Source organism: Paenibacillus sp. J22FR83 (assembly GCF_059691955.1).
This window is the reverse complement of record NZ_JCAUAM010000003.1, coordinates 487,735-513,540: the sequence shown is the minus strand read 5'-3', so window position 1 is coordinate 513,540 and position 25,806 is coordinate 487,735. Positions and strand designations below refer to the sequence as shown.

Sequence of the window (25,806 nt, the reverse complement as noted above, 5' to 3'; positions counted from 1 at the left end):
ACGCCACATTGGCACACTAAAATAATAGAGACGCAATCACATTTCTAGAAGGAGGCCCATATGTCGACTGAGTTACTCACAAGGCCGCAACCTAGTACGACGATTTTCGTGCCGGAGCTTGTTTATTTTGAACCAGATGCCCTGAATTATCCCAAAGGCAAGCAAATTTATCAATGGGCTGAGCAAGAAGGCCTTGAAATCCATATGACGACCTCGCATAATCAAATCCGCGATTTGCCAGGCGAAAGCGAATTAGATAAATATCGAATCGCTAAGAGAACCCTTGTCGTTGGAATACGAAAAACACTAAAATTCGAGACATCCAAACCTTCCGCCGAATACGCCATTCCGATTGCAACAGGCTGCATGGGCCATTGCCACTATTGTTATTTACAAACAACAATGGGGGCGAAGCCCTATATTCGCGTCTACGTCAATATTGACGATATCCTCGGCGCAGCCAAAAACTATATTGAAGAGCGCGAGCCCGAAATTACGCGTTTTGAAGCCGCGTGTACCTCTGATCCCGTAGGGCTTGAACATATTTCCGGCTCACTCAAACAGTTAATCGAGTTTATGGGTGAACAAGAACATGGACGTCTGCGATTCGTCACCAAGTACCATCATGTGGAACCGCTGCTAGACGCTAAACATAATAAGCATACCCGTTTCCGTTTTAGCGTGAATGCGGATTACGTGATCAAAAACTTCGAACCTGGTACTTCTCGGTTTCATGAACGCATTGAAGCGGCAGGCAAAGTAGCCAAGGCTGGTTATCCGCTTGGTTTCATTATTGCACCTATTATTTGGCATGAAGGCTGGGAAGAAGGATATGCCGCGTTGATTGATAAACTCTATAACACCCTACCTGCCGAAGCCACTCATGATCTCACTTTCGAGATGATTCAACATCGGTTCACCAAAACGGCCAAGAATATTATTGAGAAGCGATATCCCAAAACAAAACTGGAAATGGACGAAGAAAAGAGAAAGTACAAATGGGGAAAATATGGGAAAGGTAAATATGTATACAAAGATGAGCAAGCAACCGCGTTGAGGGAATTTATCACCGAACAAATCTTCGAAAAATTCCCTCAAGCGAAAATTGAATATTTTACTTAAAACTTCAAAAAATCAGGTGTAATGGAGTTCAACCAAAGGGTGATTTGCGTCATTTTACCTGTATAAAGAAGAATGGCGATAACGATCATCAAGCCTCCACCAATTTTCATAAGCAGGTTGGAATAGCGAAGAATCCATTTGGTTGAACCGATGAAAAAGGATAGGACAAAGAAAGGAATTGCGAATCCAAGTGAATAGGACGTAGTTAATTGAAACCATGTTCCTGGTTCTGTAGCCGCTAATGCTAGAATGGCTGACAGAATTGGACCCACGCACGGTGACCACCCCGCGGCAAAACCCATACCAACAAAGACAGAGCCAATATAACCAGCTGGTCGAAATTTAATGGATAGCTTGCGTTCTCTCATGAGCCACTGCGGTTGAAAAATACCAAGTAAAAATAAACCCATTACAAATATTAAAATGGCGGCGATTTGACGAAGCAAATCACGATAGTCAATAAAGAAGCTCCCGACAAATCCTGCCGTTAACCCTAATGCATAAAAAATAATGGAGAACCCAAGGATGAAACTTAACGTATGAAGCATCGTTTGACGCCTAACTTGTACAGTTGTTCTCCCAGACTTCAGTTCACTGACCGAAATACCTGTTATGTAGGATAAAAACGAAGGATATAAAGGCAAACAACAAGGTGAAATGAAAGATGCTATCCCCGCCCAGAGGGCGATCCAAACATTAACTGAATCCATGACCTATATTCTCAATCCTCTCTTTGCAATAATTCCGATTAGTATAGCGATGAGGCTCAGAACAACCGTTCCGCCTGGTGCCAGATCCCAAATCCCAGCTACAACAAGGCCGACAATGACGGCAATTTCGGAGAATAAAATCGCTAAGAAAACGGAATGTTTGAAGCTTCGGGCAATTAACAAGCTGCATGCTACTGGAATCGTTAGCAACGATGAAACCAACAAGGCGCCTACAATTTTGATAGCCACTGAAATAACAAGTGCCGTCAGCATTGTAATCATCATATTATAAAATTTCAATGGAAGTCCACTTACGCTCGCTGCATCCTCGTCAAAAAACATCAAGAAAAACTCTTTGAAATGAAAAGCTATAACGCCGATAACGAGCACACATACAACCAAGACCACCCATAAATCAGTGGAATCTAACGTATAAATGCTGCCGAAGAGATAGCTCATGACATTCATATTAAACCCTTTGCCCAGGGTAAAAAGTAACGTAGCCAGCGCAACGCCGCCCGACATGATAATCGCAATAGAGAGCTCCGCGTAAGTCTTATATGCCTTGCGCAATCTTTCTATCGCAAATGAAGCCAGCAAAGCAAATACAAGCCCTACGCCTAGCGGGTATACATTGATCAAAAATCCGAGTGCAACCCCAGCAATCGAAACGTGTGCTAGTGTGTCCCCTATCATAGACAGACGTCTTAGAACAAGAAAAACGCCCATTAATGGCGCAGTTAGCCCGATCAATAAACCACCTATTAATGCACGTTGAAAGAAATACTCTGTGAAAATGTCCAAAACGTTCGCTCCTTACTGAACTCCGATCATCTCTCGAATCTGGCCGAGTGAATGTGTTAGATTCGTTTCACGGCAATCCTCGGGATCATGGGTATGTTTCACATAAAACTTAATACCACCGCTTACTTGCTTCGGCTCTGTTCCCAAATAGGACTGAATCATGTCCATATCATGAGAAACCATAATGAAGGTCATATGATGATGCTGATGCATATGTTTGATCATTCGGAAGAAACCGATTTGTGTTTCGGCATCAATCCCTACCGTAGGCTCATCTAGAATGAGCAGCTCCGGATTATTCACAATCGCACGCGCTAAGAACGCGCGTTGCTGCTGTCCTCCAGAGAGTTGACCAATGCGCCGATCAGCTAAATCCTCGATGCGCATCGCCAGCATCGCATCTTCTGCCTTTTGCAAATCCGCTTTGGAAAGGCGGCGATATACATTCTTCTTGGTGTACATGCCAGAAAGAACAACCTCCCTAACTGTCGCAGGGAATAACGGATTGAAAGCATTTTTTTGCGGCACATATCCGATGCGTTCCCAATCTTTGAACTGATTCAACGGCCGATCAAATATCCGAATTTCTCCACTTGATGGTTTCAATAAACCAACTAACATTTTTAGAAGCGTCGTTTTTCCAGCTCCGTTGGAACCAATTACCCCAACAAAATCACGCTCAAATACATCAAACTGTAGATTGTTAACGACTGTCTTATTTTCATATGCAAATGAAATCTGATCGATTGTTACAATTTTCTGATGGCAGAACATCCTATTACTAGTTTCCATCTGATTACTCCTGACTTACTGAGAATTGTCCTACATTCTTATTGTAACGCGAGGACTAGGTTTTTCAAGTTTTTGTCCATAATCGAAATATAATCTTCGCCTGCTTTGATCTGCTCTTCCGTAAGTCCCTCTAGCGGATTCAATACTAGCGTGTCTACCTTAGCATCTTTGGCCAACGTCTTAGCCAGCTTATCCGAAACAAGTTCTTCAAAGAAAATATATTTAAGCTGATGGTCTCTAATAAATGCGTTGATTTGTTTGAGATCTTGCGCCGTTGGCTCTGCATCTGGAGATAACCCCATGATAGACATTTGTGTCAAGCCATAGTCTCTACATAGATATGCAAATGCGTGATGAGATACGGCAATTTCTTTTTTTGTAGTAGCCGCCAGTTCCCTTTTGTATGTAGCGTCTAGCTCCGATAATTTAGCGTTGTATTTCTGATAGTTTTGCTCAAACACATCTTTGTGAGCTGGATCTGCTTCAATGAGAGCCATCTTAATATTATTAGCCATTATTTGTGCATTTAACGGACTTAACCAGGCATGTGGGTCAAATTCTTTCTTATTTTCATCTGTTGTAATCAAATTTGCCCCTTTACTTGCTTCTACGACGCGAACTGTCGATTTACTTGATAGACTTCCAAGGAAATCTTTGACCCAGCCTTCAAAACCAGCACCTTGATACACAAAAACTTCGGCCCCTGACATATTTTTGATATCTCTGCTTTTTGGAGACCAATCATGTGGTTCCACGCCAGCCGGGACAAGATTAATCACGTTGACATAGTCGCCACCAATTTGTTTGGTAAAATCATATAAGGGATAAAAGCTAGTTACGACATTTACTTTCCCTTCAACTAATCCCGCTTTCGAATTGCCACAGCCCGCAATGGAGCAAGCAGCTATTATCAATAAAGCTATGTAGATTAAACACTTTGCATGTCTTGTCATATGAATAAACCCCACTCTAAATCGTAATTTTTTTTATTAACGTTTTGATTATACGAGGTGGGTTTATTGAAGTCAATATATCTGAAGAGGAAAGTTAAAAAAGCCAGCTGCATTGTTCACAGCATGGCCATTTCTATTTCAACTATGTTTTACAGTCAAAATTAGGAGCAATTATTCCTCTTCCGAAGCGTCAGAATCACTTGAATTACTGGCATTTCCAGACTCATCAGAGTTCTCGCCAGTACCTGAATCGTCGGATCCCTCTTTCACAATCTTAGCCTCTCTAGCTTTCTGCTTTTCCTCGCTACTGCCTTTTGTTGGTTTGTCTGCTTCTTCTTTCAGCTTTTTATAACGTTCTTCTGATTCTTTAATCAGCTTGAGGTCTTGTTCTTTTTGGTATTCAATCACTTCATTAAACATTTGATACTGCTTCTTCAGTTCTTGATCTATGACACTTTCCTGATTCTTTGCTTCAGCTTCTTTTTTGGCTTCTTCCTTCTTCTTCTCGCCTCCACCGAACAACGAGCAAGCTGTCAAAGTGATGATTACAATCGCTATAGTTATCCATTTGCCAATACGCATAATTAGCATCTCATTCACTCCGTGGTTAGTTTCCTATAGTTTGCCCTTTATTTTCAAAAATACCCTCAAACATAGCCACAAAAAAACAAAAGACCCTCCCCTAGAACAAGGGAAAGGGTCTTGAGCCTATGGCTATTATTTCACAATCGCGCCGTTCGGCATCAAGTCTGGAACGGTAGCCAGCGTAAGCTGATCGCCATGTGAAGCGGCGAGAATCATACCTTGCGACAGCTCGCCGCGCAGCTTGGCGGGCTTCAAGTTCGTGACGCAAATCACTTTGCGTCCAACAAGATCATCGGGCGTATAGAACTTCGCGATGCCCGAAACAACCTGACGCTGCTCATATCCGAGGTCGAGCTGCAGCTTGAGAAGCTTGTCGGCGCCTTTCACAGGCTCCGCCGAAATTACTTGGGCCACACGCAGCTCCACTTTACCGAAATCGTCGATACCGATTTCTTCTTTGGGCTCCGGCGTTGGCACGGATGCAGCTGCAGCGGACGTTGTCGCTGCTGCCTTTGGCTCCTCGGTGCTCTCCGGGGCACCGCCACCCATGGCCTCGACGATATAGGCGACTTCTGCCGCTACGTCGAGTCTAGGGAACATCGGCTCTCCCTTCTGCACCTTGGTGCCGGTAGGGAGATGGCCGAATGACTGCACGCTTTCCCACGAAGTCAAGCGTGGTAAATCTTCTGCAGCCAAGCCCAACTGCGCCCAGATTAGTTCAGGTGTCTTCGTCAAGAATGGACGAAGAAGAACAGAAGAAATGCGCTGGGACTCCGCCAGCACGTACATGACCGATCCAAGCGTATCTCGCTTGGCTTCATCTTTCACCATCGACCATGGCTGCGTTTCGTCGATATATTTATTCGTGCGGCTGATCAACTGCCACACCGCGGCTAATGCAATAGAGAACTCCATCTTCTCCATGGATTCTTCATACTTAGCAACAGTAATACGAACCGTCTCTAACAGACTTTCATCAAATTCAGTAGCGCCAGGAATGTACGCAGGAATACTTCCAGCAAAATACTTATCGATCATCACAATTGTACGATTCAATAAATTCCCTAGATCATTAGCTAGATCATGATTCACACGTTCAACAAAACTCTCTGGTGTGAACGTGCCATCTGCACCGAATGGCACTTCGCGCATGAGGTAATAACGAAGAGCATCCAAACCATAACGGTCAATTAGCGTAACAGGATCAACGACATTGCCCTTGGACTTTGACATTTTGCCATCCTTCATAAGCAGCCATCCGTGTGCAAAAACCTTTTTCGGTAAAGGCAAATCAAGCGCCATCAACATAATCGGCCAATAAATCGTATGGAAACGCACAATTTCCTTACTCATCAGATGAACATCTGCTGGCCAGTATCTTTTGAAAATCGTTTCATCATCAGAACCGTAGCCAAGTGCTGTAATATAATTGGAAAGCGCATCAATCCAAACATAAATAACATGCTTGGGATCTCCAGGAACTTTGATCCCCCAGTCAAATGTCGTTCTAGATACAGCTAAATCCTCTAAACCTGGTTTAATGAAGTTATTCAACATCTCGTTCTTACGTGATTCGGGCTGAATGAAATCAGGGTTTTCTTCATAGTACTGAACGAGTCTATCCGCATACTTACTCATCCGGAAGAAATACGTTTGCTCCTTCATCTTCTCTACTGGACGCCCACAGTCAGGACATTTCCCATCGACCAACTTGCTCTCAAGGAAGAAGGATTCATCCGGAATACAGTACCAACCTTCATACTCCCCTAAATAAATATCGCCTTGATCAAGTAAACGTTGAAAAATCTTAGCAACCGCGTCCTTATGACGATCTTCTGTCGTTCGAATAAAATCGTCATATGAAATGTCCAGCTTCGCCCAAAGCTCCTTAATCCCAGAAACAATATTATCCACAAATGCTTGTGGCGTCGTTCCTTTTTCTTGCGCTTTGCGCTCAATTTTCTGACCATGTTCATCTGTACCCGTCAAATACCTAACATCATAGCCCTGCAACCTTTTGTAGCGGGCCATCGCATCTCCAGCAACAGTCGAATACGCATGACCAATATGCAGCTTATCACTCGGATAGTAGATCGGTGTTGTAATATAAAATGTTTTTGATTGTTCGGACATCTTTCATTCCTCCAATAACCGTTAGTAGAAAACACAAAAAACCCTCATCCATCTTGGGACGAGAGTTGAACTCACGCGGTACCACCCAGGTTCCCCCGCCTTTCACAAGCTCGGGGCTCAGTAAGTCTGTTACGACTTGCCCATTAACGCTGGGACACGAGACCAGCTTACTCTCTGACAATGCGTGCGTAATCACTTGCTATACACACTTATGCCGAGCAGCTCGAAGGTCTATTCTCCAGGACCATCTTCCAAACATTCTCCTATACCGGCTTTCACCTGCCCCGGCTCTCTGTTCATAGGCATTTGATTGTACTTATCCGTTCATCGAAATAAACAATATTTAGCATCTTTAAGCACAATATATCGAAAAAAACAGCCTCATGTCAAGCCGACAGATTCACTATATTAATTTACTCGCTTTGCAGGCACGTGGTCCACACCACCTGGGTGAAATGGATGGCATTTGCAAATCCGCTTCACCGATAACCAAGAACCTCTCAAAGGTCCGTGTACCTCAATCGCTTCTAACGCATATTGCGAACAAGTTGGATAGAATCGGCATGTCGGTGGCTTTAACGGCGAAATAAATTTCCGATAAAAATGGATGGGAGCTTGAACAACCCTTTTCATCAGTATTCTCCTAATTCTACGTAAAGTTATATCCCTCACTTCCATATTGACTGAAAACAAGAATCACGTCAAATACTGCCTAGACTAGAACAGTAACTTCCAACTCTATCAAAGTTGAAAGCACTTCAGGAATTTGGAATATAAGTGAATCGACACGAACGTTTTCATTAGAGATTGCTGACTAAGTTTAGATAATTTAACTTCTATATATGTTTTGAGATCAAACGGGGCACACCAATTATCGTTGGTTTTCATCTTCATTTTGCGCAGAGCAAGTAAACGACTCTCTTCAACTTTGATTGCCAAACAAATTTTTTCGATCAGCAGCTTAGCACTTCTATAATTAATAGCCAGCATTTCTGATAAAGCGTATGCTGTAACTTCGACACCGTTTTTACATATAAGCTGGATAGCTTTGAACCAGGTTAACAAAGAAAGTTTCGATTTATGCATAATTGTCCCCGCAGTTATCGAAACTTGCATCCTGCACTCTTTACACTCCAACAATCTACGTGTACGAATATGAAAGGCTTCATGATGATCACAACGAGGACAATGAAAACCCATAGACCAACGCAAGTTCATAAGAAAATCTTCGCACGCCTCTTCTGTCGTACAAGCTAACGTATCACTAGCAATCGGTCTAATATTCATGTCCACCCACCCATTACACAAACTTTTGTTCCTATTGATATTATACCAAACAAGCGTTCCTATGTAAATGATTTTTCGATTAAAATTTACCATATTAGTTATACTTTCCAAGTGTTTTCTCTGCTGATATGTTCACATGGAATCAAATTCTGTGATATGTACAAGTCTAAAGATTTGGGGATTACACTAACTGCTGGTATCACTCTGTTCACCCCGGCTTGTATATACCACAGAAATTAGATTGAAGCGCGGTATCAACTCCTCTAGGTTGGAAGTTACACTTATTGTCAGGTACAACACAGTTCACCGCGGCTTGTATATATCACAGAAATTAGTTTGAGGCGTGATATCTCTCCCTTTTGTCATCTAAAATAACCTTGGGTTAATTCAAGGTGCCAATTGATTCAATTAAAGTTTGGCGTCTAGCTATCTCAGTTTCCAGCATAGAAGTAGGTAGGTTTGTTGAGTTTAATTTGGGGTCTATGGAGGTTTAAAGATCTATATAAGCAACAGATGGTGTTTCATGGTGACATTTATCATCTTTGGGTTATAATGTTGAATGGAGAGTTGAAGCGACGATTGAAGGGAAGTTTATTGTAGATGAGAATTGAAATATTCCAAGATTTAGTCTGTCCTTGGTGCCGCATCGGGAAGAAGAATCTGATGGATGCGCTTGAGGAATTTACCGCTGAACCTGTTGAGCTGCATTATTGTGCGTATCAACTTGATCCGTCGACGCCTGCGGAAGGTGTCGATTTTGGGAAGCTTATGCGTGCGAAATTCCGTGCTGACGAAAGTAAGCTACAAGCGATGCTTCAACAGGTAACGCAAGCTGGGCAAGCATCGGGTTTACGTTTTGATTTTGAGAAAGTTACGACAATGCCGAATACGTTAAAGGCGCATCAGCTTATTGCGATCGCACCTAATGATGTCAAACAGCTCCTTGTAGACGATTTGTTCAAAGCTTATTTCGAGGATGGAAAAGACATTGGTGATATAGATTTCCTACTTGAAGCGGCAAGTCAGCTTGGTATGGATCCGCATCAAACACGACACCAACTTCAAGCAAAAGAAGGCTTGGAACAGGTTGAAGATGATCTTGAATTTGCCAGTCAAGCAGGTGTAACAGGAGTTCCTTTTTTCGTGATCAACCAAAAATATGCATTAACGGGTGCTCAACCCGCAGCTACGTTTCTTCAAGCTTTAGAGCAAATTAGTGCAGAAGGAACGGACGAATGACTACTTTTCTTAAGGCACTTAAACAATTACCTACTCGCGTAATGATTGTTATACTTCCATTTGTATTAATGTGTATGGTTGAATACTTGGAGAGGGGAACTTATAAGGAGTTTCATCATTGGATGACAACGTATCCGTTAGCTATGGTACTTGCTTATTTCGTTGTTGGAACTTTGTATTTATTTCTCATCGCCATTTCTGGTCGCTCTAGGCTGTCGTTTTGGCTCCTAAGCGCTATTCTGTTGCCACTTGGTGCGATTAGCGGTAGTAAGTTAAAGGCGATTGGCGCACCTTACTATCCTTGGGATCTTTATTTTAACAACCAACTTATGGAGTATAGGAAGTTTTTGAGCGAATATTTTACGAATCGTATTGTTGCCTATCTCTTGCTGTTTATTGTTATTGTAGCTTGTCTGTTTCATCTTATTCTTCGTAATAGCAAATTGAAGTTTCACTGGATTGAACGTTCAATTTACGGTGTAATTGCTATTGTTATGGCGACTTGTCTGTATGCAGATAAGCCCCTTTCATTTTCAAAACTGTATGGTGTGTACACGGTCCCATGGGATCAAACGATTACCTATGATGAGAATGGCTATTTATATTCATCCGTTCAAATGTTAAATTTTTTAAAAGTTGCAAAACCAAGTGGTTATAGTAAGAAAGCTATTACTGATATTCTAAACCAAATCCCTGATAAACCCGCTACGAATGATAAAAAACCAAATATAATTGTTTTACTTGGCGAGTCTTTTTTCGATCCAACGACGATGAAAAACGTAACTTTTAGTCGCGATCCGATTCCACACTTGCACGAATTACAGAAAAAATTCACCAGTGGTAACATGTTGTCACCTCAATTCGGGGGTAGTACGGCAAATGTTGAATTTGAGGTTTTATCGGGCAACTCGATGCGATTTTTCGGGCGATCACCTGATGAAATCCTCCCTTATATTGCTTATATGAACCATGGTGTCGACTCATTAGCAAGCATTACGACCAGACAAGGTTATACAGCAACTGCGATTAATCCGTTTTTCAGTTATTTCTTTGATAGCAGAAAAGTGTATAAGCACTTTGGTTTTTCCCGCTTCATCTCAAGTGAATATTTCCCAAATGACTTCTCTGGACCGAATTACGCGGATCATGCTGTTGTAAACAAAATTATTGAGGAAACGGAAAAAAGCGCTGGTCCTGATTTCGTCTTTGCGAACACGATGGAAAATCATCATCCTTACCCTCCTGATAAATTCAGTAAGAATACGATTCAGGTTACAGGAGATATTTCGTCAGAATCCAAAAGTATCTTGGAAACTTATGCTCAAGGAATAACAGCGACGGATCAAGCTCTGCAATCTCTCGTTGATTATTATTCACAAAAATCAGAACCAACAATTATTTTGTTTTTCGGGGACCATTTCCCTTTCTTCGAGAAAGATTACAAAGTATATCGCGATGCCAAATATGTGCTGCCTAATGACCCTGATCTTTATACAAAAACTCATTACACGCCTTTTGTCATTTGGAATAACTTCTTGCCTGCTGACCAAGAGAAACTGAATTTATCATCAAGTCCTTCTTTTTTGGGACCGATGCTATTGCATTTGGCAGGTGTAAAAGGAAGTTATTATACCGATTATTTGTACGAATTATCAAAGACAATACCTGTTATTCCTCCACAAGACATGTGGTCGACATATCATATCCAAGAAAGCGATCTCGCAGGTTATGAGAAGATGCAGTATGATAATCTGTTCGGGGGCAGATATGGCTATGAAGCCAAAGGGTATAAAGATACAATTGTACAACCTACCTATACGTTAGGTTACGGTGACCCTATCATTTCAAAGATTACGGTAGCTGACCAAAAAATTAAAGTAACGGGTGCACCTTTTTTCTCCTCCTGCAATGTGTACATTGATGGGCAGGAAGTCAAATCAAATTTCGATGGTAAAGATACGCTTTATGTTGATATCGCTTCTAATCCCGAAATTAAATTAGGCAAGTCCCAGCAAGTTGAGGTACGCGTTTATGATGATAAGAAGATGAAAATCGGTCAATCCAATCTTTATCCCTTACCATCGTCATGACAAAAGCCCCCAGTGAATAGGATGAAGCATATCCTACTCATAGGGGGCTTTCGTGTGATGAGGAGCATTCCACACGCTCATGTACATTTCTTCACAACGGTGACATCGGAAGAACTTGGGCATCATCATTTGTTGCGATTATATACATTCAATGTAAACGGTACTTCTTATGACCAACATGTCCATCAATACCAAGGTATATCAGGAATTAAATATGGACATTATCACTCATATTATGGGATCACCGGTCCGCCAATTGCTGTTGCAAATGGAGCTCATATTCACTTACTCCAAGGCGAATTAGATCTTAATCTGTATAACACCGGAAGACGAGGAGCACTTGCTAAATCCGCTCAAATGGAAGGGATTATTATGCAGCTTCATCAGCATGCTTATCAAGGTTATTCGTCAATCGGTTTTGGTTATGAACCCTGGTAGTTTACTTCGATTCAATATGGATCGACCAATTGAAGGTAAACGTCTCACCTGGCTCCAAGCTGCGTGCACCGGAAATTTCAGCCGGATATGATTCATTGAACACGTTCATGATGCTTGTGTAAGGTTCAAGGGATACGGCATTCGTCCATGGCGCCGTGAATAGAACATGAATCGGGAACTTATCTCCCATTTCAAACATTAGTTTCGTGTTGCGATCCTCGTACTCAATCTCGCATACTTGCGAACCTGAAGCGACGCTAAGCAGCTGTGAGCCACCAGGGTATCCAGGCAGTGATGAAACTTTGGCGCCTTGTTGTAAGGCCTCAGTGAGGACTGACGGCTCAGGTTCCCCTGCTGCAAAGCCACCAGCGGTTAGCGGCCATTCAGCCACCGCGGGAATGGTTACCCGCACGCGGTCGGCTTCGCCCTCCGCGAACGCGAAGTACGGGTGAAAGCCAAGTGAGAGCGGCATGGTATTGCCGCCTCGGTTGGCGATTTCACCGCTGAGCGACAGCGTACCGTCCTGCAGACGGTACGTAAAGCGAAAGCATGCGGCGTGTGGGAAATACGCCAGCATGTCCGGTGTCTCCGCGATATCAAACTCCGCGGAGACATAAGCTCCGCCAGCCGCGTCCGCGCCGCTGGCGACGACCTTCCACGGCCGCTCGCGCAGCTGGCCGTGGGCGTGATCTGGCTCCCTATTCTTCGGGAGCCGGTATTCGCGGCCACCGAAGGTGTAGGCCGCTTCTTTCACACGCCCCGGCGGGAACAGAATGGGCACGCCGTAGCGCGAAGAATTGACGCGAAGCTCCGACAAGTCGTCGGGCTTCGCGATGTAGCTGTGGTTCCGCACATCGAAGCGGAACAGGTGCAGACCGACAGCCGGAATAATTTCGGCTACGGCTTCATTCTGATGGTCGACAAGTTGAAGGGTTGACTCCCCTTCCCATTCACTATGTATGACTTCATACTGGCTCACATGGAATCCCCCTCAATAATTGTTATGATTACTAATCTCGTGTGGCGGTTGTTTAAACCGACTTCGGGTTTGATAATAGTTATAAAACATTATGATGCCAAGCACAAGCACAACGCTCGTAATTAAGCTGCCTTCAGCACCAAAAGCTCCACCAGATACGATGATGGCCCCTTTCGTTTCTGTCGTAATGAGGGATGCCATCGGAATTCCTGACACATCGAAGCCGAATATACATCCTTGCATGAAATTCCACGAAACATGCAGTCCAATTGGCATCCATAGATTACCCGTAAACTCACGACACAAGCCCATTAATAAACCTGCTAGCAGGATATTAATAAAAGGAAGCGCAGTGGTCCACATCCCGGGATTAAAACTATGCAGCAAAGCAAATACGATGGTCGATACCCCAATGGCAATTCTATGGCCATAGCGATTTTTTACAAGGCCTTGCAGGTAACCGCGCGCAAAAAGTTCTTCATTAATCGCCACTCCGATAAAGAGAAGAAAGCTCCCTCCGATGGCAAATCCCTTTGACAAACTCCATTCTATCTGAACAAAATGTATCCCCCCAAATAACCATATCCCTATGCTGCTAAGGGTTATTAATACAAGGCCCCATAGAAAGCCTTCTCCAAATCGATGGCCGGATCCTGTCCAATGAAAACCAAGTTTCCATCCCTTTTTTCGCTCAAGTATATAAAAACCCAAACAAACACCACTAATGAATCCTGCAATCTGCGCCCATAATGACGCTTTAATAAAGAAGGAATTGCTTGTGACAGCCTCCATGCTTACGATGAGATCAGGGTTTAATCTTACGGCAATGATTGCTGCTGCTATGGATAATATGACTGTGATCACGATGATGAAAATGAGAGTTAGCGCTACTTTACCCACAATCTGAAGGATAGGATATGATCTTCTCTTCTTCAATTCAATATCGGTTCACTCCTTTCATATAACAACAATTCGAGCATGTATGCCCAAATCCTCCCATTTCTTAGAAAGGAAACTCTTGTGCAAACGATTACGTCATGCCACAATAAGACTATCTATTGACTTGCTCGAGGGGGAAAACATGCTTTTTGTCCTATTTGCACTTTGGTTTATCGCATCAGGACTACTCATTGTAGATCCTGGTTCACGTACGATGCGTTGGATGAGCGCAGTTGCTTTTACAGGAGGTTGTGGCGCTTTAGCAGCTGTTATATCAGCGGACATCCTCCCCTATTTTCAGCTAACATCACCAAATCCATCACTTCATTCATTCTTTTATCGTGTCATGAGCATTTGTTCTTTGATTTCTTACTATGGTTTACCTTACGCTTACGCAATGTTGTCCTTAGCCTATCATCCCACGTGGCAGAAGCCTCTTCTGCGTACATGGTTACCGCTACTATTGCTAGTACCACCGCTTGCTAGCCTGATTTTATTGCCTGCATATACAGAAGAAATGCCTATTGACTTTCGCATTGTCGTGAGTTGGGCATTCCCATATATTTTGGTAGGTTCCTTACTGATTGCATTCAAAAAAGAACATCTGCCAGCAATGAAACGGACACATTTGTTTACATGCCTTGCTTTGCTCCCACCGGTCCTTTGTGTAGGGGTACTCAATTATGTCATGCCAAGCTTCGGTTTCTATCGATTGTGGATTTATCATGTATGGATATTGTCCTTTGTAGTCCCCTTTTTTGTATTTACATTTTTCAAATACGGGTTTCTGGGTATGCGGCTGCTCATAGAGCGACGTAAATTGGATTCCACGCTCCGCGCCATTACGTCGGGTACCGCTATTCTTAATCATGCGATTAAGAATGATGTAGGTAAAATGCGATTGTTTCTGGAGAAGATGAATCAACACGCATCAGACACGGGACAAACCGAGCTTATTCAAGACATTCAAGTGGTTATGAACGCTTCCAGGCATATTCAGGATATGATTAGCCGTGTACATGAACAGACGCAAGAATTACCTCTGCGCATTTCTCAGGTTGACCTGCGTCAGTTGCTGCAAGATGTAATAGAAACGCTAGAAGTCTACTTGGGTAAAATTCAAGTACATGTAGATCTGCCAGATCATCTAATACTTAAGCTGGATCAGATTCAAGTCGCAGAAACATTAACGAACGTCTTAATGAATGCCATTGAAGCAATGAACAGCGGTGGTGAACTTTCTATTAAAGCTTTTTCAAATAAAAAAAATATGGTACTTGAAATTAAAGACACAGGCATGGGTATGGAGAAATCCGTGCTCAAACAAGCTGTTGAGCCTTTCTACACAACCAAAAGTGGCAGCCGAAATAACTTCGGTCTCGGTCTAGCCTATTGCTATAGTGTCATGAAGAAGCACGGAGGAAGTTTAGAAATTAACAGTGAGCCCGGTAAAGGAACTAGCGTCTTTTTGACATTTCCGGGACAGCGTTAAACATGCAAAGGAGAGGGAATATCAGAATGGATGCAATTCGCGTACTCATCGTAGAAGATGATTTGGATTGGCTGCGCGGTCTGACAAATTATTTGAATCGGCAAGGAGATATGACTGTCGTGGAGAGCAGATCTACAGCGGAAGATGCGCAAGCATTATTTGCACAGGCCACACCTACTGCTGATGTCGTCCTTATGGATATTATGCTTCAAAATGAACCCGCAGGCATAGGTCTTGCGGAGCAAGCCTTCTTATCTTGGGGAGCCAAAGTGATCATGTTAACCTCAATGGAGGAGAAAGATTTCATTTTCCGTTCTTTCCAAGCAGGGGCAATCGATTATCAGATTAAATCGCGCTTCGAGGAACTTCCAGGTATTATTCGGGCGGCACATACGCGCCAGTCAGCTATTAATGCGGCTGTATCCGAACAGATGCGGGAGGAATTCCGTAGGCTCAAGCGACTGGAACAGCAATTCAAGATTAAAGAAGTGAGGGATCTCATTACCCCGACTGAGCTTCAAGTTCTTGACATGATTGATCAAGGTCATACGCAGACGGAAATTGCCAATCGTTTCTTCATTTCGTTACGAACAGTTAAGATTCATGTGGGGCATATTTTGAAAAAACTCGGAAGTCCGAGCAGCAAGGATGCTGCTCAGCAGTTACGAAGTTTAGGTTTTTTTGAGCGAGGTTCTTCCCATAAAGATAACGAAACCAAGAAAGACAAATCCGATTAGTGAATGTCTCTCTTCTTGAATCTTCCGCCTTTAACATCATGGATATTACCAACTGCCAGAAATGCTCTAGGGTCAAGTCCATCGACGATGGATTTCAACTTGGCTTCCTCCAGCCTTGTAATGACACAAAAGATGACTTTCTTATTGTCGCCGGAGAATCCGCCTTCACCTTCTAGATAGGTGACGCCGCGTCCCAACCGATCCATGATGGCTCCGCCAATCTCTCTAAAGTTGTCGCTAATAATCCATACAGCCTTCGACTCATCAAAACCTTCGATGGTGACATCAATCATTTTATAAGCAATAAAATAAGCAATTAACGAGTACATGGCGCGGTCCCATGTATAAACGAAACCCGCACTTCCTAGAATAAATAAGTTGAAAAACATTACGATTTCGCCGACAGAAAAAGGAATTTTTTTCGAGACGAGAATAGCAACGATTTCTGTGCCGTCCAGCGATCCTCCGAAACGAATAACCATCCCAACGCCAATGCCAAGAATAATTCCGCCAAACACCGCGGCTAACAATGGATCGTTCGTAAGCTCCTTCACTGGATGCAGCAGTGCTGTACCTGCTGACATGACTAGAATTGCAAAGAGCGTGGATAAGGCGAAGGTTTTACCAATTAATTTATAACCAATAAAAAGGAAAGGGATATTTAATAATGTCAAGAACACGCCAATTGGACTTTGCGTTAAGTACGATAAAATGATCGAAATTCCCGTAATGCCTCCATCGATAATTCGATTAGGCACCAAAAAAATCTCCAACCCGACAGACATTAAAACGGCACCAATAAATAAGAACAATCCACGACGTAAAAACGCACTCTTTGTCATTTTTCGATGTTGCAGCTGCATAACTGCTTCTCTTTTTAGATGCATTTGTTCTTTTGCCATACGCAAGCCCCCTAATTATCTCCTTTTTATAAGTATTCTTGATAGAGCTACGATTTTCCTTCAAACTATCTATTTTTCATAGAGATACCATCGAATAATGTCGAAATGCATGGTATAATATCAGAAGTTCAAAGGACTTTTAACTTATTTTTGCACAGGAGAATTTATGAAACAAAACATTGAACGATTATTATTCGTAATCCGGCCACGATTGCCACTTTTACTTCTTGCACTGATCCCTGTGCTGATCATGGAAATATTGAGCCGCGGGAATTACACGGAAATGATGACTTGGAGCTTCAAGCATGTTCTAGAGCTACTTTTCAACGAATGGATTGTAGTAAGCCTTGTGTTGCTATTCGTTGCTATCATTGGACGAACCCGGATCGCCTATTGGGTCATCGCCGGTTTCCTCGTTATCTTGGCTCTTATCAGCGGTGTGAAACTCAAAATACTTGGCGTACCTTTGACGCCATGGGATTTAGTCGTAGCTGGCGAAGCCTCAGACATGGTGAAGTATTTATCCAACATTTTGACTTTTAATGTCTTATCTGTCATTCTCCTGTTCCTTGTTGGAAGCTACTTCATCCTCTACCGTACAACCATGTTTATTAAAAAAGTAGCCTTAAAAGAACGGGCAATTCTTGCTGGAATTGGTTTAGCTATGTTTCTAGCTGTCTATACAGATCTGCCACTGCCTGTGCAGAAGTGGTGTGGTATCGAAGCAGCTGTCTGGAATCAAGTACAAAACACCAAAACAAACGGGTATGCACTAGCCACCGTTTTGAACACCAAAGCCATGTTCTCCGATAACCGGGAAGGTTATGATGATAAAGCGGTTGAAGCCATCGTGAATGCTTCCCCGACACCACCGGTCAAAGCTGGTGATGCTAACACAAAACCCATTAAACCGAACGTAATTGTCATCCTGAGTGAAGCATTCTGGGATCCGACCATTATTCCGGGAGCGAAGTTCGACAAAGATCCGATTCCATTCTTCCATAAACTACAGAAGTCTGGCACAAGCGGAACGATGCTTTCACCTCAGTATGGCGGTGGAACGGCCAATGTGGAATTTGAAGTTCTGACAGGCAACTCGATGCGTTTCTTGCCTCAAGGCTCCATTGCTTATAACCAATATATTTCAAATGAAGTCGATTCATTAGCGAGTATTTATGCGCGTCAAGGTTATACGTCGACTGCGATTAGCCCATTTTACAATTGGTATTTTAATAGTAATAAAATCTATCAAGACTTCGGCTTCTCCAAATATATTCCGATAGAGTATTTCAAACCAACGTATTCTGGTCCTTATATCGCGGACAGCGAGGTTGCTGCCAACATTATTCACGCTACCGAGCAAAGTGAAGGTTCTGATTTCGTGTTCGCAAATACGATGGAGAATCATTTCCATTTCTATCCAGGTAAGTTCCCGAAAAACGAGTTTAATGTAACGGGCAACTTCTCCGCTTCTTCTGTGGGGATGCTTGAAACGCTTGCGCAAGGTATCAATGGGTCTGATAAGATGTTGCAGGAACTCGTAGAATACTACGAGAGAAAAGGCGAGCCTACCATTATTGCTTTCTGGGGCGACCATCTGCCAGCACTTGGTGATGATTATGCTACTTACATTGACACGAAGTATATTAGCGGCAAAGATGATCCTGATTTCTTGAAAAAAATGTACAGCGTCCCATTGGTCGTGTGGAATAATTTCGACAATGAACGGAAAGACAATTTAAATATTAGCCCTTCTTTCTTAGGACCTTACTTAATCGAATTATCGAGGCAACAAGGCAATTATTATACTAATTTCTTAACAGAATTGGCTAAAAAGTATCCAGTCATCCCGCCAAAAGATCATTTTGCCCAAATGAATATTAAAGAAGATGATTTGAAAAATTATGAAACATTGCAATATGATATTCTTTTCGGGGAACGACATGCTTACAAAAACTATCTAACACCTATTATTAATCCTAAATATATGCTTGGTTTCGGGCCTATCATTTTGGATAAGGTAGAAGCTGATTCTCAGGATATATCTGGTCGGACCAGTGTAACACTGACGGTTTCCGGTAATAATCTTCCACCATTGGGTTATGTTATGTTGAACGGGAAAGCGATACCTACCACTTGGAAAGATGAGCATACCGTTACCGCATTAGTTGAAGGACCTTTGCTCAAAACAGGACTTTGGGACATCCAGTTACAATTGAAAGATTCCAAAGAAACGATCGTAGGAAAATCGAACTCCGTCTCTATCGATATCGGCGGTCGTTAAACGTGCAACAATCATCCCCTGATTCTCACAATGAGAATTGGGGGTTTTATTTTACAAAAAAAAGCCCATCCCTGATCGGGATGAGCTAGCGATTCCATATACTTAAAGATTAATGATTTTACCCGTCGCTTCGGATTCGAATGCTGCAAGAATGACTTTCAAAGCTTGGTAACCTTCTTCGCCTGAAATACGAGGAGGTTTGTTATCTACAATACTCGTAATGAATTCGCTGATAACGCCGCTAGAAGTTTGTTTCTCGTTTGTTGCAACTTGACCTACTTTGTAACGCTCCACTGTACCGTTACGAAGCTCAACGATTACTTGATCGTTAGGGTCTGTATCGATTTTGATAACACCATTCTCACACCAAAGAACTGTGGAGTTATCTTGGCCTTTATAGTATGTCCAGCTCGCAACTAGGGAACCTGTAGCTCCACTTTTCATACGAAGCAAACATGTAGCATTATCATCAACATCTGTACCCTCTTTATGAAGAGTACCTACGAACGCTGCAACTTGCGCAACTTCATCAGCAAGCAACCAACGGATAAGATCTGATTTGTGTACGCCTAGATCGCCCATAGCACCCATAATCGCTTCTTCCTTACGGAAGAACCAGCTCTCACGGCCATCGACACTCCACCCCTCAGGACCTGGATGTCCGAAGGAAGTACGGAAAGTAAGAACCTTGCCAAGCTTACCTGATTCCAAGATTTCTTTCGCTTTCACGTGTGGAGGCATTAATCGTTGGTTGTGACCAACCATCAAGAACACACCATTTTTCTTTGCAGCTTCGATCATCGCCTCGGATTCAGCAGCTGTTGTAGCCATTGGCTTCTCAACAAGCACATGTGCGCCAGCGTTTGCCGCGGCGATCGAAATTTCAGCGTGAAGGTAGTTTGGCGTACAAACGCTAACTGCATCAACTTTTTCAGCTTTCAACATTTCAACGTAGCTGCTGTAAGCTTTACCACCATGAAGTTGTGCGTAATGTTCTGCTCTCTCGATGATCGGATCAACGAAAGCTACAAGCTCAACGTTCGCATTTGAAGCGTATTCTGGGATATGTCTATGTTTCGAAATGGATCCACAGCCAACAACGGCTACTTTAATTTTACTCATGAGATAAATGCTCCTTCAGAATAATCTATAATTTAGTTATGAACGTTTAAGTAGTGCTCTTTAACCCAGTTAAAGCTGTTTTCAATACTTGTTAAAGGTGCTTTCTGGCAGTTATCTTGTTCTACAACAAGCCACTCGACACCAGCTTGCTCAGCAGCAGTAATAACTTTCTCTAGTGGAACATCGCCTAAACCAAGCTCCAATGTAACCAATTTGCCTTCTGCATCCTTGGAGAAATCTTTGAAATGCACCAAAGGAAGACGGCCTGCATACTTAGCAATGTACGCTAATGGATCTTGACCAGCGAATTGTACCCAACATACGTCCATTTCAACTTTAATCGCGTCGTTATTTGCATACATAGCATCGAAAACGAACTCATCTTCCACTTTGTAGTGGAATTCGAAATCATGGTTATGATATAGGAATTGTAAACCTTGTTTTTGTGTCTCAACCGCAAGGGCTTGGCACTCAGCAATAAGGGATTTCCATTGTTCAACATTCTCACGCTCTTCTGCACCAACATAGGGACAGATGGCATAAGTTGCACCGATAGTTTTCAAGTAGTCGATTTCACCTTGGAAATTATCACGGAATCTTTGCAAGCTAATGTGGCTTCCGAAAGCTTTCAATCCAAGCTCATTGAGCAAACCTTTAAGTTTATCTGCAGGCATATCATAATATCCAGCAAATTCAACACCTTCATATCCTAACTTCGCAACATGGCGAAGAGTACCTTCCATATCACGTGCCATATCATCTCTCAATGTGTACAGTTGAATTCCAATTCCTAAACGTCCCATTTGTTCTCCTCTTTTCTCATAGTGAAATCGATAATAGTAACCTTGGCCTTAGTATAAGCGAGATTAGCCTATTATGACCATTCACGATATAATTAAAACATCTCTTATTTGGCTACGAAAGGCGATACGACATGAACGCAGAATTATTAACTTGTGGGTATTCTTTTCATATGGATCCGTTTTATAGCAGTAATAAATCGGGTCTGCTTTATTATCTTTTTCGACTACAGACAGAAGGCAGTTGTGAGGCTCTTGTAGATGGGCGAATGATCCCGATTGAAGCTGGTCATCTGCTTTTGTTTAAGCCAGGTGATCCTTACGAGCTGCGAATTGAGCAGACACAGACTCAACCTGATCAAAAAATTGCCAGCGGCGACTACTATTTATTTTGCAAAGGTGACTGGATTGATGCTTGGTGGAACAGTACCAGTAGACCTACTTGCATGCGGATCGACCTTGATCCCAGAATGATTTCGCTGTGGCGGCAATTAAGTCTAGAGAAACGCAGAATGGAAGATGAGAATCCTGAACTCAGCGGTTATCTTCTCCAAGCACTCTGCCTTTATCTTGAACGTGCGGCAACAGAGACGGTGCAAGGTCGTCCTTTTACAGGCACACGCATGAAACGGTTCATAGAGGCACATGCTACGGCAGCTTTCAAAATTGAAGATGTCGCAGACCATGTAGGACTTAGTATCTCCCGGGCAGTTCATTTGTTCAAAGAATATTTTGGTAAAACAATGATCCAATACGCGACAGAAGTTCGTCTCTCTAGCGCAGTTGAGCGAATGCATGACAGCTCTATGTCTTTGGAACAAATCGCACTTAGCTGCGGTTTCGGCTCTTACCCTTACTTTCATCGTGCTTTCAAGCAACGCTTCGGCACCTCACCTAAAGCTTATCGACTTAATATGCAGCATACCTAACCGTATTCTTAGAGAAATTCACACAATATTCAATATTCCTAACCATTGTATGAAACATTTTCAGCCGCTAAATCGTATTATCTATATACGAAAATACATAGCAATCTCTTATTTGTCTTAAAATTGTAAAACTATTTTAAGGTTCTATTAATAATAATCCGATATGCTAGTACTATATCCAATTCTTAGGATGGTGGAACTCATGAAAATGTTTATTACGATTCATAACAAACCTGTACCCGTATACTCCGATGAGAAAAATAAAAAGAAGTTCAACTTATTGAAGTCAGCACTTGAGGCCAAAGTCACCAAAGGTAGAGCAACACTCAAGAAATGTCTGGATTCAATTATCAGCATCGAGATTGTCGGGTGTGAAGCAATTCTTCATTCCTTGAATGAACGAGATTCATTGGCACTCTCGCTATACTAAATAAAAAAACCTGAAATCCATGATGGATTTCAGGTTTTTTTGCTACCACATAAGAAAGTATAAGTTTTCAGGCCTGAAAACAGCTTTCTTATTGGCGATAAAACCTACATCTAAACGCGGTCGCTATCATTGAATGGCCTCGATAGGGGTTTTCTCATAAGTACTTCTGCTCGATGATGTTAAGATGATGCTGAGCATGCCCAGCGATTACATAGGCCACGGCCCGCGCAGAAATCGAGAATGTATTCGCTGTCCCCACACGCGTCCACGCTGTTTCCGCGATAGTAGGCAACAAGGCTAATGTAGCATGGCGCACAGCTTGGAAATCCTTAACTAAGTCCGTTAGGGATACATCGTCGAACGCAGCATTCGCAATGAAAATATCCTGGTCAAAGCCAGGTAAATCTGTCGTGTCTCCACGGGCGATGCGCAGTAAGCGGTAGCTCATAATTCGCTCTGTATCTGTAATATGAGCCAACACTTCCTTCAGACTCCACTTCCCAGGGGCATAGCGAGATAAAGCTTGTTCGTTTGTTACTTGTGAAAATAAAGATACGAGTGCCTCTTCTTGACTGTTTAAAATGGAATCATAATCTCCCTCGGGCACTAGCCCGATATACCCCGTATAGTAGGATGAATATTCGTCATGACTTGGACGCTGCAGCATGTTAGAATTGTCTCCCTTCACTTATAAGATGGTTTGAATCCATCTATCATATCGCATAATTCTCAAAAAATGAATCTTCTTCTACATTCAACATACGCGTAAAAACCCCCATTTTCCCAAAAAGGGAAATGAGGGTTACTCACTGTCTATAGATTACTGCTGCTTCGCGTTTAGCAGCCAGATTTTACTTTCAAAGTCACCATGCAATCCGGTGACTGGTAAACCGGCATACAACAGATGGTCGCCGGGGAAAAGACCTTCTGAACCTTCGATTTGATAATCGAAGTCAGGGTTGAGTCCCTTTAAGCGTAGCGTTTTTAACGGTGCATACGGCTCAGCAAGCACTCGGATGAACACGACCATAGCTTGTGTCTTGTCTTCGGAGACAATCATCCACGCGGTATCATTCCCCTCGAACGGGCTCAACAGGCGATACATATCGCCAAATTGAACAAGCGGACGAAGTTGTTTGTAGTCGGCAACTTGACGTTTGACGAGCTCCTTTTCTTCTTCCGTAAACTTCGTCAGGTCAAGCTCATAACCGAAGTTGCCAGACATAGCGACATGTCCGCGAGTTTCTAAGGATGTCATGCGATGAACTTGATGATTAGGCACAGCAGATACATGTGATCCCATGGAACTAACAGGGTACACAATGCTCGTGCCATATTGGATTTTCAAACGACAGACAGCGTCTGTATTATCGCTTGTCCACGTTTGCGGCATATAGTATAGGATACCCGGATCGAAACGTCCGCCACCACCCGAACAGCTCTCAAACAAGATATGCGGATATTCGGTCGTGATCGTTTCCATGACCCGATACAAACCAAGCATGTAGCGATGAGCAGTCTCTCTTTGACGTTCAGGCGGCAAGGCCGCGGAGCCAATTTCCGTCATATTCCGGTTCATGTCCCATTTGACATAAGTAATTGGTGCACTGCTTAGAATGTTGCGCAACATGGCCATCACGCCATCACATACCTCTTCGCGTGAAAAATCAAGAATAAGCTGTCCACGGCCTTCCGTACGTCGACGATCTGGCACATGCAGACACCAGTCTGGATGCTTGCGGTATAAATCACTGTCTGGCGATACCATTTCAGGTTCAAACCATAGGCCAAATTCCAAGCCAAGTTTGTTCACTCGTGCTACCAAATCTTCAAGACCATTCGGAAGCTTCGCCTTATCGACAACCCAGTCCCCAAGTGAAGTCGTATCATCATTTCTTTTGCCAAACCAACCATCATCTAAGACAAAAAGCTCAATACCAAGCTCTTTTCCGGCTTGTGCAATGCTTTCAATTTTATCAGCATTAAAATCGAAATACGTCGCTTCCCAATTGTTGACGAGGACAGGGCGTACACGATCACGGAATTCCCCACGACATAGTCTCGTACGATACAAGCGGTGATAGGATCTGGACATCTCACCAATCCCCTGACCTGAGTACACCATAACGGCCTCAGGCGTTTGGAACTGCTGTCCTGGTTCTAGTAACCAACTGAAATCGAAAGGATTAATCCCAATGGAAACACGTGCAGTTGCAAAAGGATCCACTTCGGCATGCGCGGCAAAATTCCCGCTGTATACAAGATTAAACCCATACACATCCCCGTAGTCTTCATTAGCATCCTTGGCAAGCAAAGCAACAAAAGGGTTATGCGAATGACTACTGGATCCACGTCTGCTCTCGACCGTCAATTTCCCAGGAGCCAAAGCTCTTCTTTCAATATGACGCTCACGTGCCCAACTGCCTGAGAGTTGTAACAGATCCCAGTCTGCATGGGAATAATCTACGCTCATACTTAAAGCACGCAGCAATTTAAGATCAGCTGTACCTTCGTTCACGAAACGAACAGAACGAGTGATTGCGGCATGATCAGTGAAAATCGTATAGGTCAGAATTGCTCGCAAACCAGCAACTTGGTCAACCAATTCGATTTCTAGCGTTTCCGCTTCGTGATCGCCTTCTACATAAGTTGAGGGTAAACCCTCTAATGCAGGCTTACCTTGCACGATCCGATGCTTGTCATAGATAAGCTCAGTGATCGTAGAGCCGTTCGGAAGAGCGACTTGATAAGCTGGTTCACGGAAATCGCTTGTCCCGTAAGCAGGGTATTCCTGCGGAAGTGTATCAAAAGAGATCTTTCTATTTTCCTTGACAGGATTCGGGCTAAAAGAAGCTCTTTCCTTATATTGAATCACCGTACCCAGTTGACCAGATCGTATAGAACGGCCCCAGTAGACGTGGGCTGGATAGGAACCATTGATAAGCTGAATCACATAGCTCATGTGTTTATTTTGCAAATGGAATATACCTTGAACAGGTTCAAACGAAATTGACATATAAATCCCTCCTATCTTCTATT

Annotated in this window: 24 protein-coding genes; 9 read left to right on the top strand and 15 right to left on the bottom strand. The window is 42.9% G+C overall.

All coding sequences use genetic code 11. The annotated features are described in order from the left end of the window. Positions 1-60 precede the first annotated feature (60 nt). Entirely contained in the window at positions 61-1,122 is a 1,062-nt protein-coding gene (gene splB / locus AC58PV_RS08005; RefSeq protein ID WP_497431738.1) for a spore photoproduct lyase, read from the top strand. Here splB and AC58PV_RS08000 read toward each other — a convergent pair. The 8 genes from AC58PV_RS08000 to AC58PV_RS07965 form a co-directional block, all read right to left on the bottom strand. Beyond that, on the bottom strand, positions 1,119-1,832 hold the full coding sequence (locus AC58PV_RS08000; protein WP_497431737.1) for a cytochrome c biogenesis CcdA family protein: 714 nt from the start codon (positions 1,830-1,832) through the stop codon (positions 1,119-1,121). The genes splB and AC58PV_RS08000 overlap by 4 nt on opposite strands. A 3-nt stretch (positions 1,833-1,835) precedes the next feature. Further along, on the bottom strand, positions 1,836-2,636 hold the full coding sequence (locus tag AC58PV_RS07995; protein WP_497431736.1) for a metal ABC transporter permease: 801 nt from the start codon (positions 2,634-2,636) through the stop codon (positions 1,836-1,838). 12 nt (positions 2,637-2,648) lie between these two features. Further along, entirely contained in the window at positions 2,649-3,428 is a 780-nt protein-coding gene (locus AC58PV_RS07990) for a metal ABC transporter ATP-binding protein (protein ID WP_497431735.1), read from the bottom strand. A gap of 38 nt (positions 3,429-3,466) precedes the next feature. Beyond that, positions 3,467-4,381 (bottom strand): metal ABC transporter substrate-binding protein, encoded by a 915-nt coding sequence (locus AC58PV_RS07985; RefSeq protein ID WP_497431734.1) that lies wholly within the window; start codon positions 4,379-4,381, stop codon positions 3,467-3,469. A 171-nt stretch (positions 4,382-4,552) separates the two neighbouring features. Next, positions 4,553-4,963, bottom strand: coding sequence for a hypothetical protein (locus AC58PV_RS07980; protein ID WP_497431733.1), 411 nt, complete (start codon positions 4,961-4,963; stop codon positions 4,553-4,555). A gap of 135 nt (positions 4,964-5,098) precedes the next feature. Then, positions 5,099-7,099, bottom strand: coding sequence for a methionine--tRNA ligase (gene metG / locus AC58PV_RS07975; RefSeq protein WP_497431732.1), 2,001 nt, complete (start codon positions 7,097-7,099; stop codon positions 5,099-5,101). A gap of 408 nt (positions 7,100-7,507) precedes the next feature. Then, positions 7,508-7,732, bottom strand: a complete 225-nt coding sequence (yidD, locus tag AC58PV_RS07970) for a membrane protein insertion efficiency factor YidD (protein WP_497431731.1) — start codon at positions 7,730-7,732, stop codon at positions 7,508-7,510. Between the two features lie 108 nt (positions 7,733-7,840). Continuing rightward, positions 7,841-8,386 carry a transposase gene (locus AC58PV_RS07965; RefSeq protein ID WP_497431730.1) on the bottom strand — a complete coding sequence of 182 codons (546 nt, stop codon included), beginning with the start codon at positions 8,384-8,386 and terminating at the stop codon, positions 7,841-7,843. Between the two features lie 600 nt (positions 8,387-8,986). On the opposite strand from AC58PV_RS07965, the gene AC58PV_RS07960 reads away from it, so the two are divergent. The 3 genes from AC58PV_RS07960 to AC58PV_RS07950 all read left to right on the top strand — a co-directional run bounded on the left by AC58PV_RS07960 (position 8,987) and on the right by AC58PV_RS07950 (position 12,153). Next, on the top strand, positions 8,987-9,625 hold the full coding sequence (locus AC58PV_RS07960; protein WP_497431729.1) for a DsbA family oxidoreductase: 639 nt from the start codon (positions 8,987-8,989) through the stop codon (positions 9,623-9,625). Between the two features lie 122 nt (positions 9,626-9,747). Beyond that, complete coding sequence (locus AC58PV_RS07955; protein WP_497431728.1) at positions 9,748-11,715, top strand: LTA synthase family protein; 1,968 nt, start codon at positions 9,748-9,750, stop codon at positions 11,713-11,715. Between the two features lie 57 nt (positions 11,716-11,772). Then, entirely contained in the window at positions 11,773-12,153 is a 381-nt protein-coding gene (locus AC58PV_RS07950; protein WP_497431820.1) for a YmaF family protein, read from the top strand. A 1-nt stretch (position 12,154) separates the two neighbouring features. On the opposite strand, the gene AC58PV_RS07945 is transcribed toward AC58PV_RS07950, so the two are convergent. Together AC58PV_RS07945 and AC58PV_RS07940 are read right to left on the bottom strand one after the other, a co-directional pair. Further along, positions 12,155-13,132 carry an aldose 1-epimerase gene (locus tag AC58PV_RS07945; protein WP_497431727.1) on the bottom strand — a complete coding sequence of 326 codons (978 nt, stop codon included), beginning with the start codon at positions 13,130-13,132 and terminating at the stop codon, positions 12,155-12,157. Positions 13,133-13,144: 12 nt separating this feature from the next. Beyond that, a complete protein-coding gene (locus AC58PV_RS07940; RefSeq protein WP_497431726.1) occupies positions 13,145-14,068 on the bottom strand; it encodes a CPBP family intramembrane glutamic endopeptidase in 924 nt (307 codons plus the stop codon). 145 nt (positions 14,069-14,213) lie between these two features. Here AC58PV_RS07940 and AC58PV_RS07935 point away from each other — a divergent pair, with 145 nt between their 5' ends. Continuing rightward, positions 14,214-15,563 (top strand): sensor histidine kinase, encoded by a 1,350-nt coding sequence (locus AC58PV_RS07935; protein WP_497431725.1) that lies wholly within the window; start codon positions 14,214-14,216, stop codon positions 15,561-15,563. Between the two features lie 26 nt (positions 15,564-15,589). Beyond that, positions 15,590-16,300 carry a response regulator transcription factor gene (locus tag AC58PV_RS07930; protein ID WP_497431724.1) on the top strand — a complete coding sequence of 237 codons (711 nt, stop codon included), beginning with the start codon at positions 15,590-15,592 and terminating at the stop codon, positions 16,298-16,300. On the opposite strand, the gene AC58PV_RS07925 is transcribed toward AC58PV_RS07930, so the two are convergent. Next, the gene (locus AC58PV_RS07925; RefSeq protein ID WP_497431819.1) at positions 16,297-17,163 is read right to left on the bottom strand and encodes a YitT family protein; all 867 of its coding nucleotides are present in this window, start codon (positions 17,161-17,163) and stop codon (positions 16,297-16,299) included. The two genes, AC58PV_RS07930 and AC58PV_RS07925, sit on opposite strands and share 4 nt — an antisense overlap. 205 nt (positions 17,164-17,368) lie before the next feature. Here AC58PV_RS07925 and AC58PV_RS07920 point away from each other — a divergent pair, with 205 nt between their 5' ends. Continuing rightward, positions 17,369-19,486 (top strand): LTA synthase family protein, encoded by a 2,118-nt coding sequence (locus AC58PV_RS07920; protein WP_497431723.1) that lies wholly within the window; start codon positions 17,369-17,371, stop codon positions 19,484-19,486. Positions 19,487-19,588: 102 nt separating this feature from the next. Here the strand turns inward: AC58PV_RS07920 and AC58PV_RS07915 are convergent, their stop codons facing one another. Both AC58PV_RS07915 and AC58PV_RS07910 read right to left on the bottom strand, forming a co-directional pair. Beyond that, on the bottom strand, positions 19,589-20,608 hold the full coding sequence (locus tag AC58PV_RS07915; protein ID WP_497431722.1) for a Gfo/Idh/MocA family protein: 1,020 nt from the start codon (positions 20,606-20,608) through the stop codon (positions 19,589-19,591). Between the two features lie 32 nt (positions 20,609-20,640). Next, positions 20,641-21,411 carry a sugar phosphate isomerase/epimerase family protein gene (locus AC58PV_RS07910; protein ID WP_497431721.1) on the bottom strand — a complete coding sequence of 257 codons (771 nt, stop codon included), beginning with the start codon at positions 21,409-21,411 and terminating at the stop codon, positions 20,641-20,643. A gap of 131 nt (positions 21,412-21,542) precedes the next feature. On the opposite strand from AC58PV_RS07910, the gene AC58PV_RS07905 reads away from it, so the two are divergent. Then, a complete protein-coding gene (locus AC58PV_RS07905) occupies positions 21,543-22,337 on the top strand; it encodes a helix-turn-helix domain-containing protein (protein WP_497431720.1) in 795 nt (264 codons plus the stop codon). Between the two features lie 202 nt (positions 22,338-22,539). After that, a complete protein-coding gene (locus AC58PV_RS07900) occupies positions 22,540-22,767 on the top strand; it encodes a hypothetical protein (RefSeq protein ID WP_028554145.1) in 228 nt (75 codons plus the stop codon). Between the two features lie 154 nt (positions 22,768-22,921). On the opposite strand, the gene AC58PV_RS07895 is transcribed toward AC58PV_RS07900, so the two are convergent. Continuing rightward, a complete protein-coding gene (locus AC58PV_RS07895) occupies positions 22,922-23,434 on the bottom strand; it encodes a DinB family protein (RefSeq protein WP_497431719.1) in 513 nt (170 codons plus the stop codon). Between the two features lie 153 nt (positions 23,435-23,587). Continuing rightward, positions 23,588-25,783 carry an alpha-galactosidase gene (locus AC58PV_RS07890; protein WP_497431718.1) on the bottom strand — a complete coding sequence of 732 codons (2,196 nt, stop codon included), beginning with the start codon at positions 25,781-25,783 and terminating at the stop codon, positions 23,588-23,590. Positions 25,784-25,806 lie beyond the last annotated feature (23 nt).

Coding starts and splice junctions, on each gene's coding strand:
- splB (WP_497431738.1), top strand. CDS start 61: ATGTCGACTGAGTTACTCACAAGGCCGCAACCTAGTACGACGATTTTC.
- AC58PV_RS08000 (WP_497431737.1), bottom strand. CDS start 1,832: ATGGATTCAGTTAATGTTTGGATCGCCCTCTGGGCGGGGATAGCATCT.
- AC58PV_RS07990 (WP_497431735.1), bottom strand. CDS start 3,428: ATGGAAACTAGTAATAGGATGTTCTGCCATCAGAAAATTGTAACAATC.
- AC58PV_RS07985 (WP_497431734.1), bottom strand. CDS start 4,381: ATGACAAGACATGCAAAGTGTTTAATCTACATAGCTTTATTGATAATA.
- AC58PV_RS07980 (WP_497431733.1), bottom strand. CDS start 4,963: ATGCGTATTGGCAAATGGATAACTATAGCGATTGTAATCATCACTTTG.
- metG (WP_497431732.1), bottom strand. CDS start 7,099: ATGTCCGAACAATCAAAAACATTTTATATTACAACACCGATCTACTAT.
- yidD (WP_497431731.1), bottom strand. CDS start 7,732: ATGAAAAGGGTTGTTCAAGCTCCCATCCATTTTTATCGGAAATTTATT.
- AC58PV_RS07965 (WP_497431730.1), bottom strand. CDS start 8,386: ATGAATATTAGACCGATTGCTAGTGATACGTTAGCTTGTACGACAGAA.
- AC58PV_RS07960 (WP_497431729.1), top strand. CDS start 8,987: ATGAGAATTGAAATATTCCAAGATTTAGTCTGTCCTTGGTGCCGCATC.
- AC58PV_RS07955 (WP_497431728.1), top strand. CDS start 9,748: ATGACAACGTATCCGTTAGCTATGGTACTTGCTTATTTCGTTGTTGGA.
- AC58PV_RS07950 (WP_497431820.1), top strand. CDS start 11,773: ATGAGGAGCATTCCACACGCTCATGTACATTTCTTCACAACGGTGACA.
- AC58PV_RS07935 (WP_497431725.1), top strand. CDS start 14,214: ATGCTTTTTGTCCTATTTGCACTTTGGTTTATCGCATCAGGACTACTC.
- AC58PV_RS07930 (WP_497431724.1), top strand. CDS start 15,590: ATGGATGCAATTCGCGTACTCATCGTAGAAGATGATTTGGATTGGCTG.
- AC58PV_RS07925 (WP_497431819.1), bottom strand. CDS start 17,163: ATGCAGCTGCAACATCGAAAAATGACAAAGAGTGCGTTTTTACGTCGT.
- AC58PV_RS07920 (WP_497431723.1), top strand. CDS start 17,369: ATGAAACAAAACATTGAACGATTATTATTCGTAATCCGGCCACGATTG.
- AC58PV_RS07915 (WP_497431722.1), bottom strand. CDS start 20,608: ATGAGTAAAATTAAAGTAGCCGTTGTTGGCTGTGGATCCATTTCGAAA.
- AC58PV_RS07910 (WP_497431721.1), bottom strand. CDS start 21,411: ATGGGACGTTTAGGAATTGGAATTCAACTGTACACATTGAGAGATGAT.
- AC58PV_RS07905 (WP_497431720.1), top strand. CDS start 21,543: ATGAACGCAGAATTATTAACTTGTGGGTATTCTTTTCATATGGATCCG.
- AC58PV_RS07900 (WP_028554145.1), top strand. CDS start 22,540: ATGAAAATGTTTATTACGATTCATAACAAACCTGTACCCGTATACTCC.
- AC58PV_RS07895 (WP_497431719.1), bottom strand. CDS start 23,434: ATGCTGCAGCGTCCAAGTCATGACGAATATTCATCCTACTATACGGGG.
- AC58PV_RS07890 (WP_497431718.1), bottom strand. CDS start 25,783: ATGTCAATTTCGTTTGAACCTGTTCAAGGTATATTCCATTTGCAAAAT.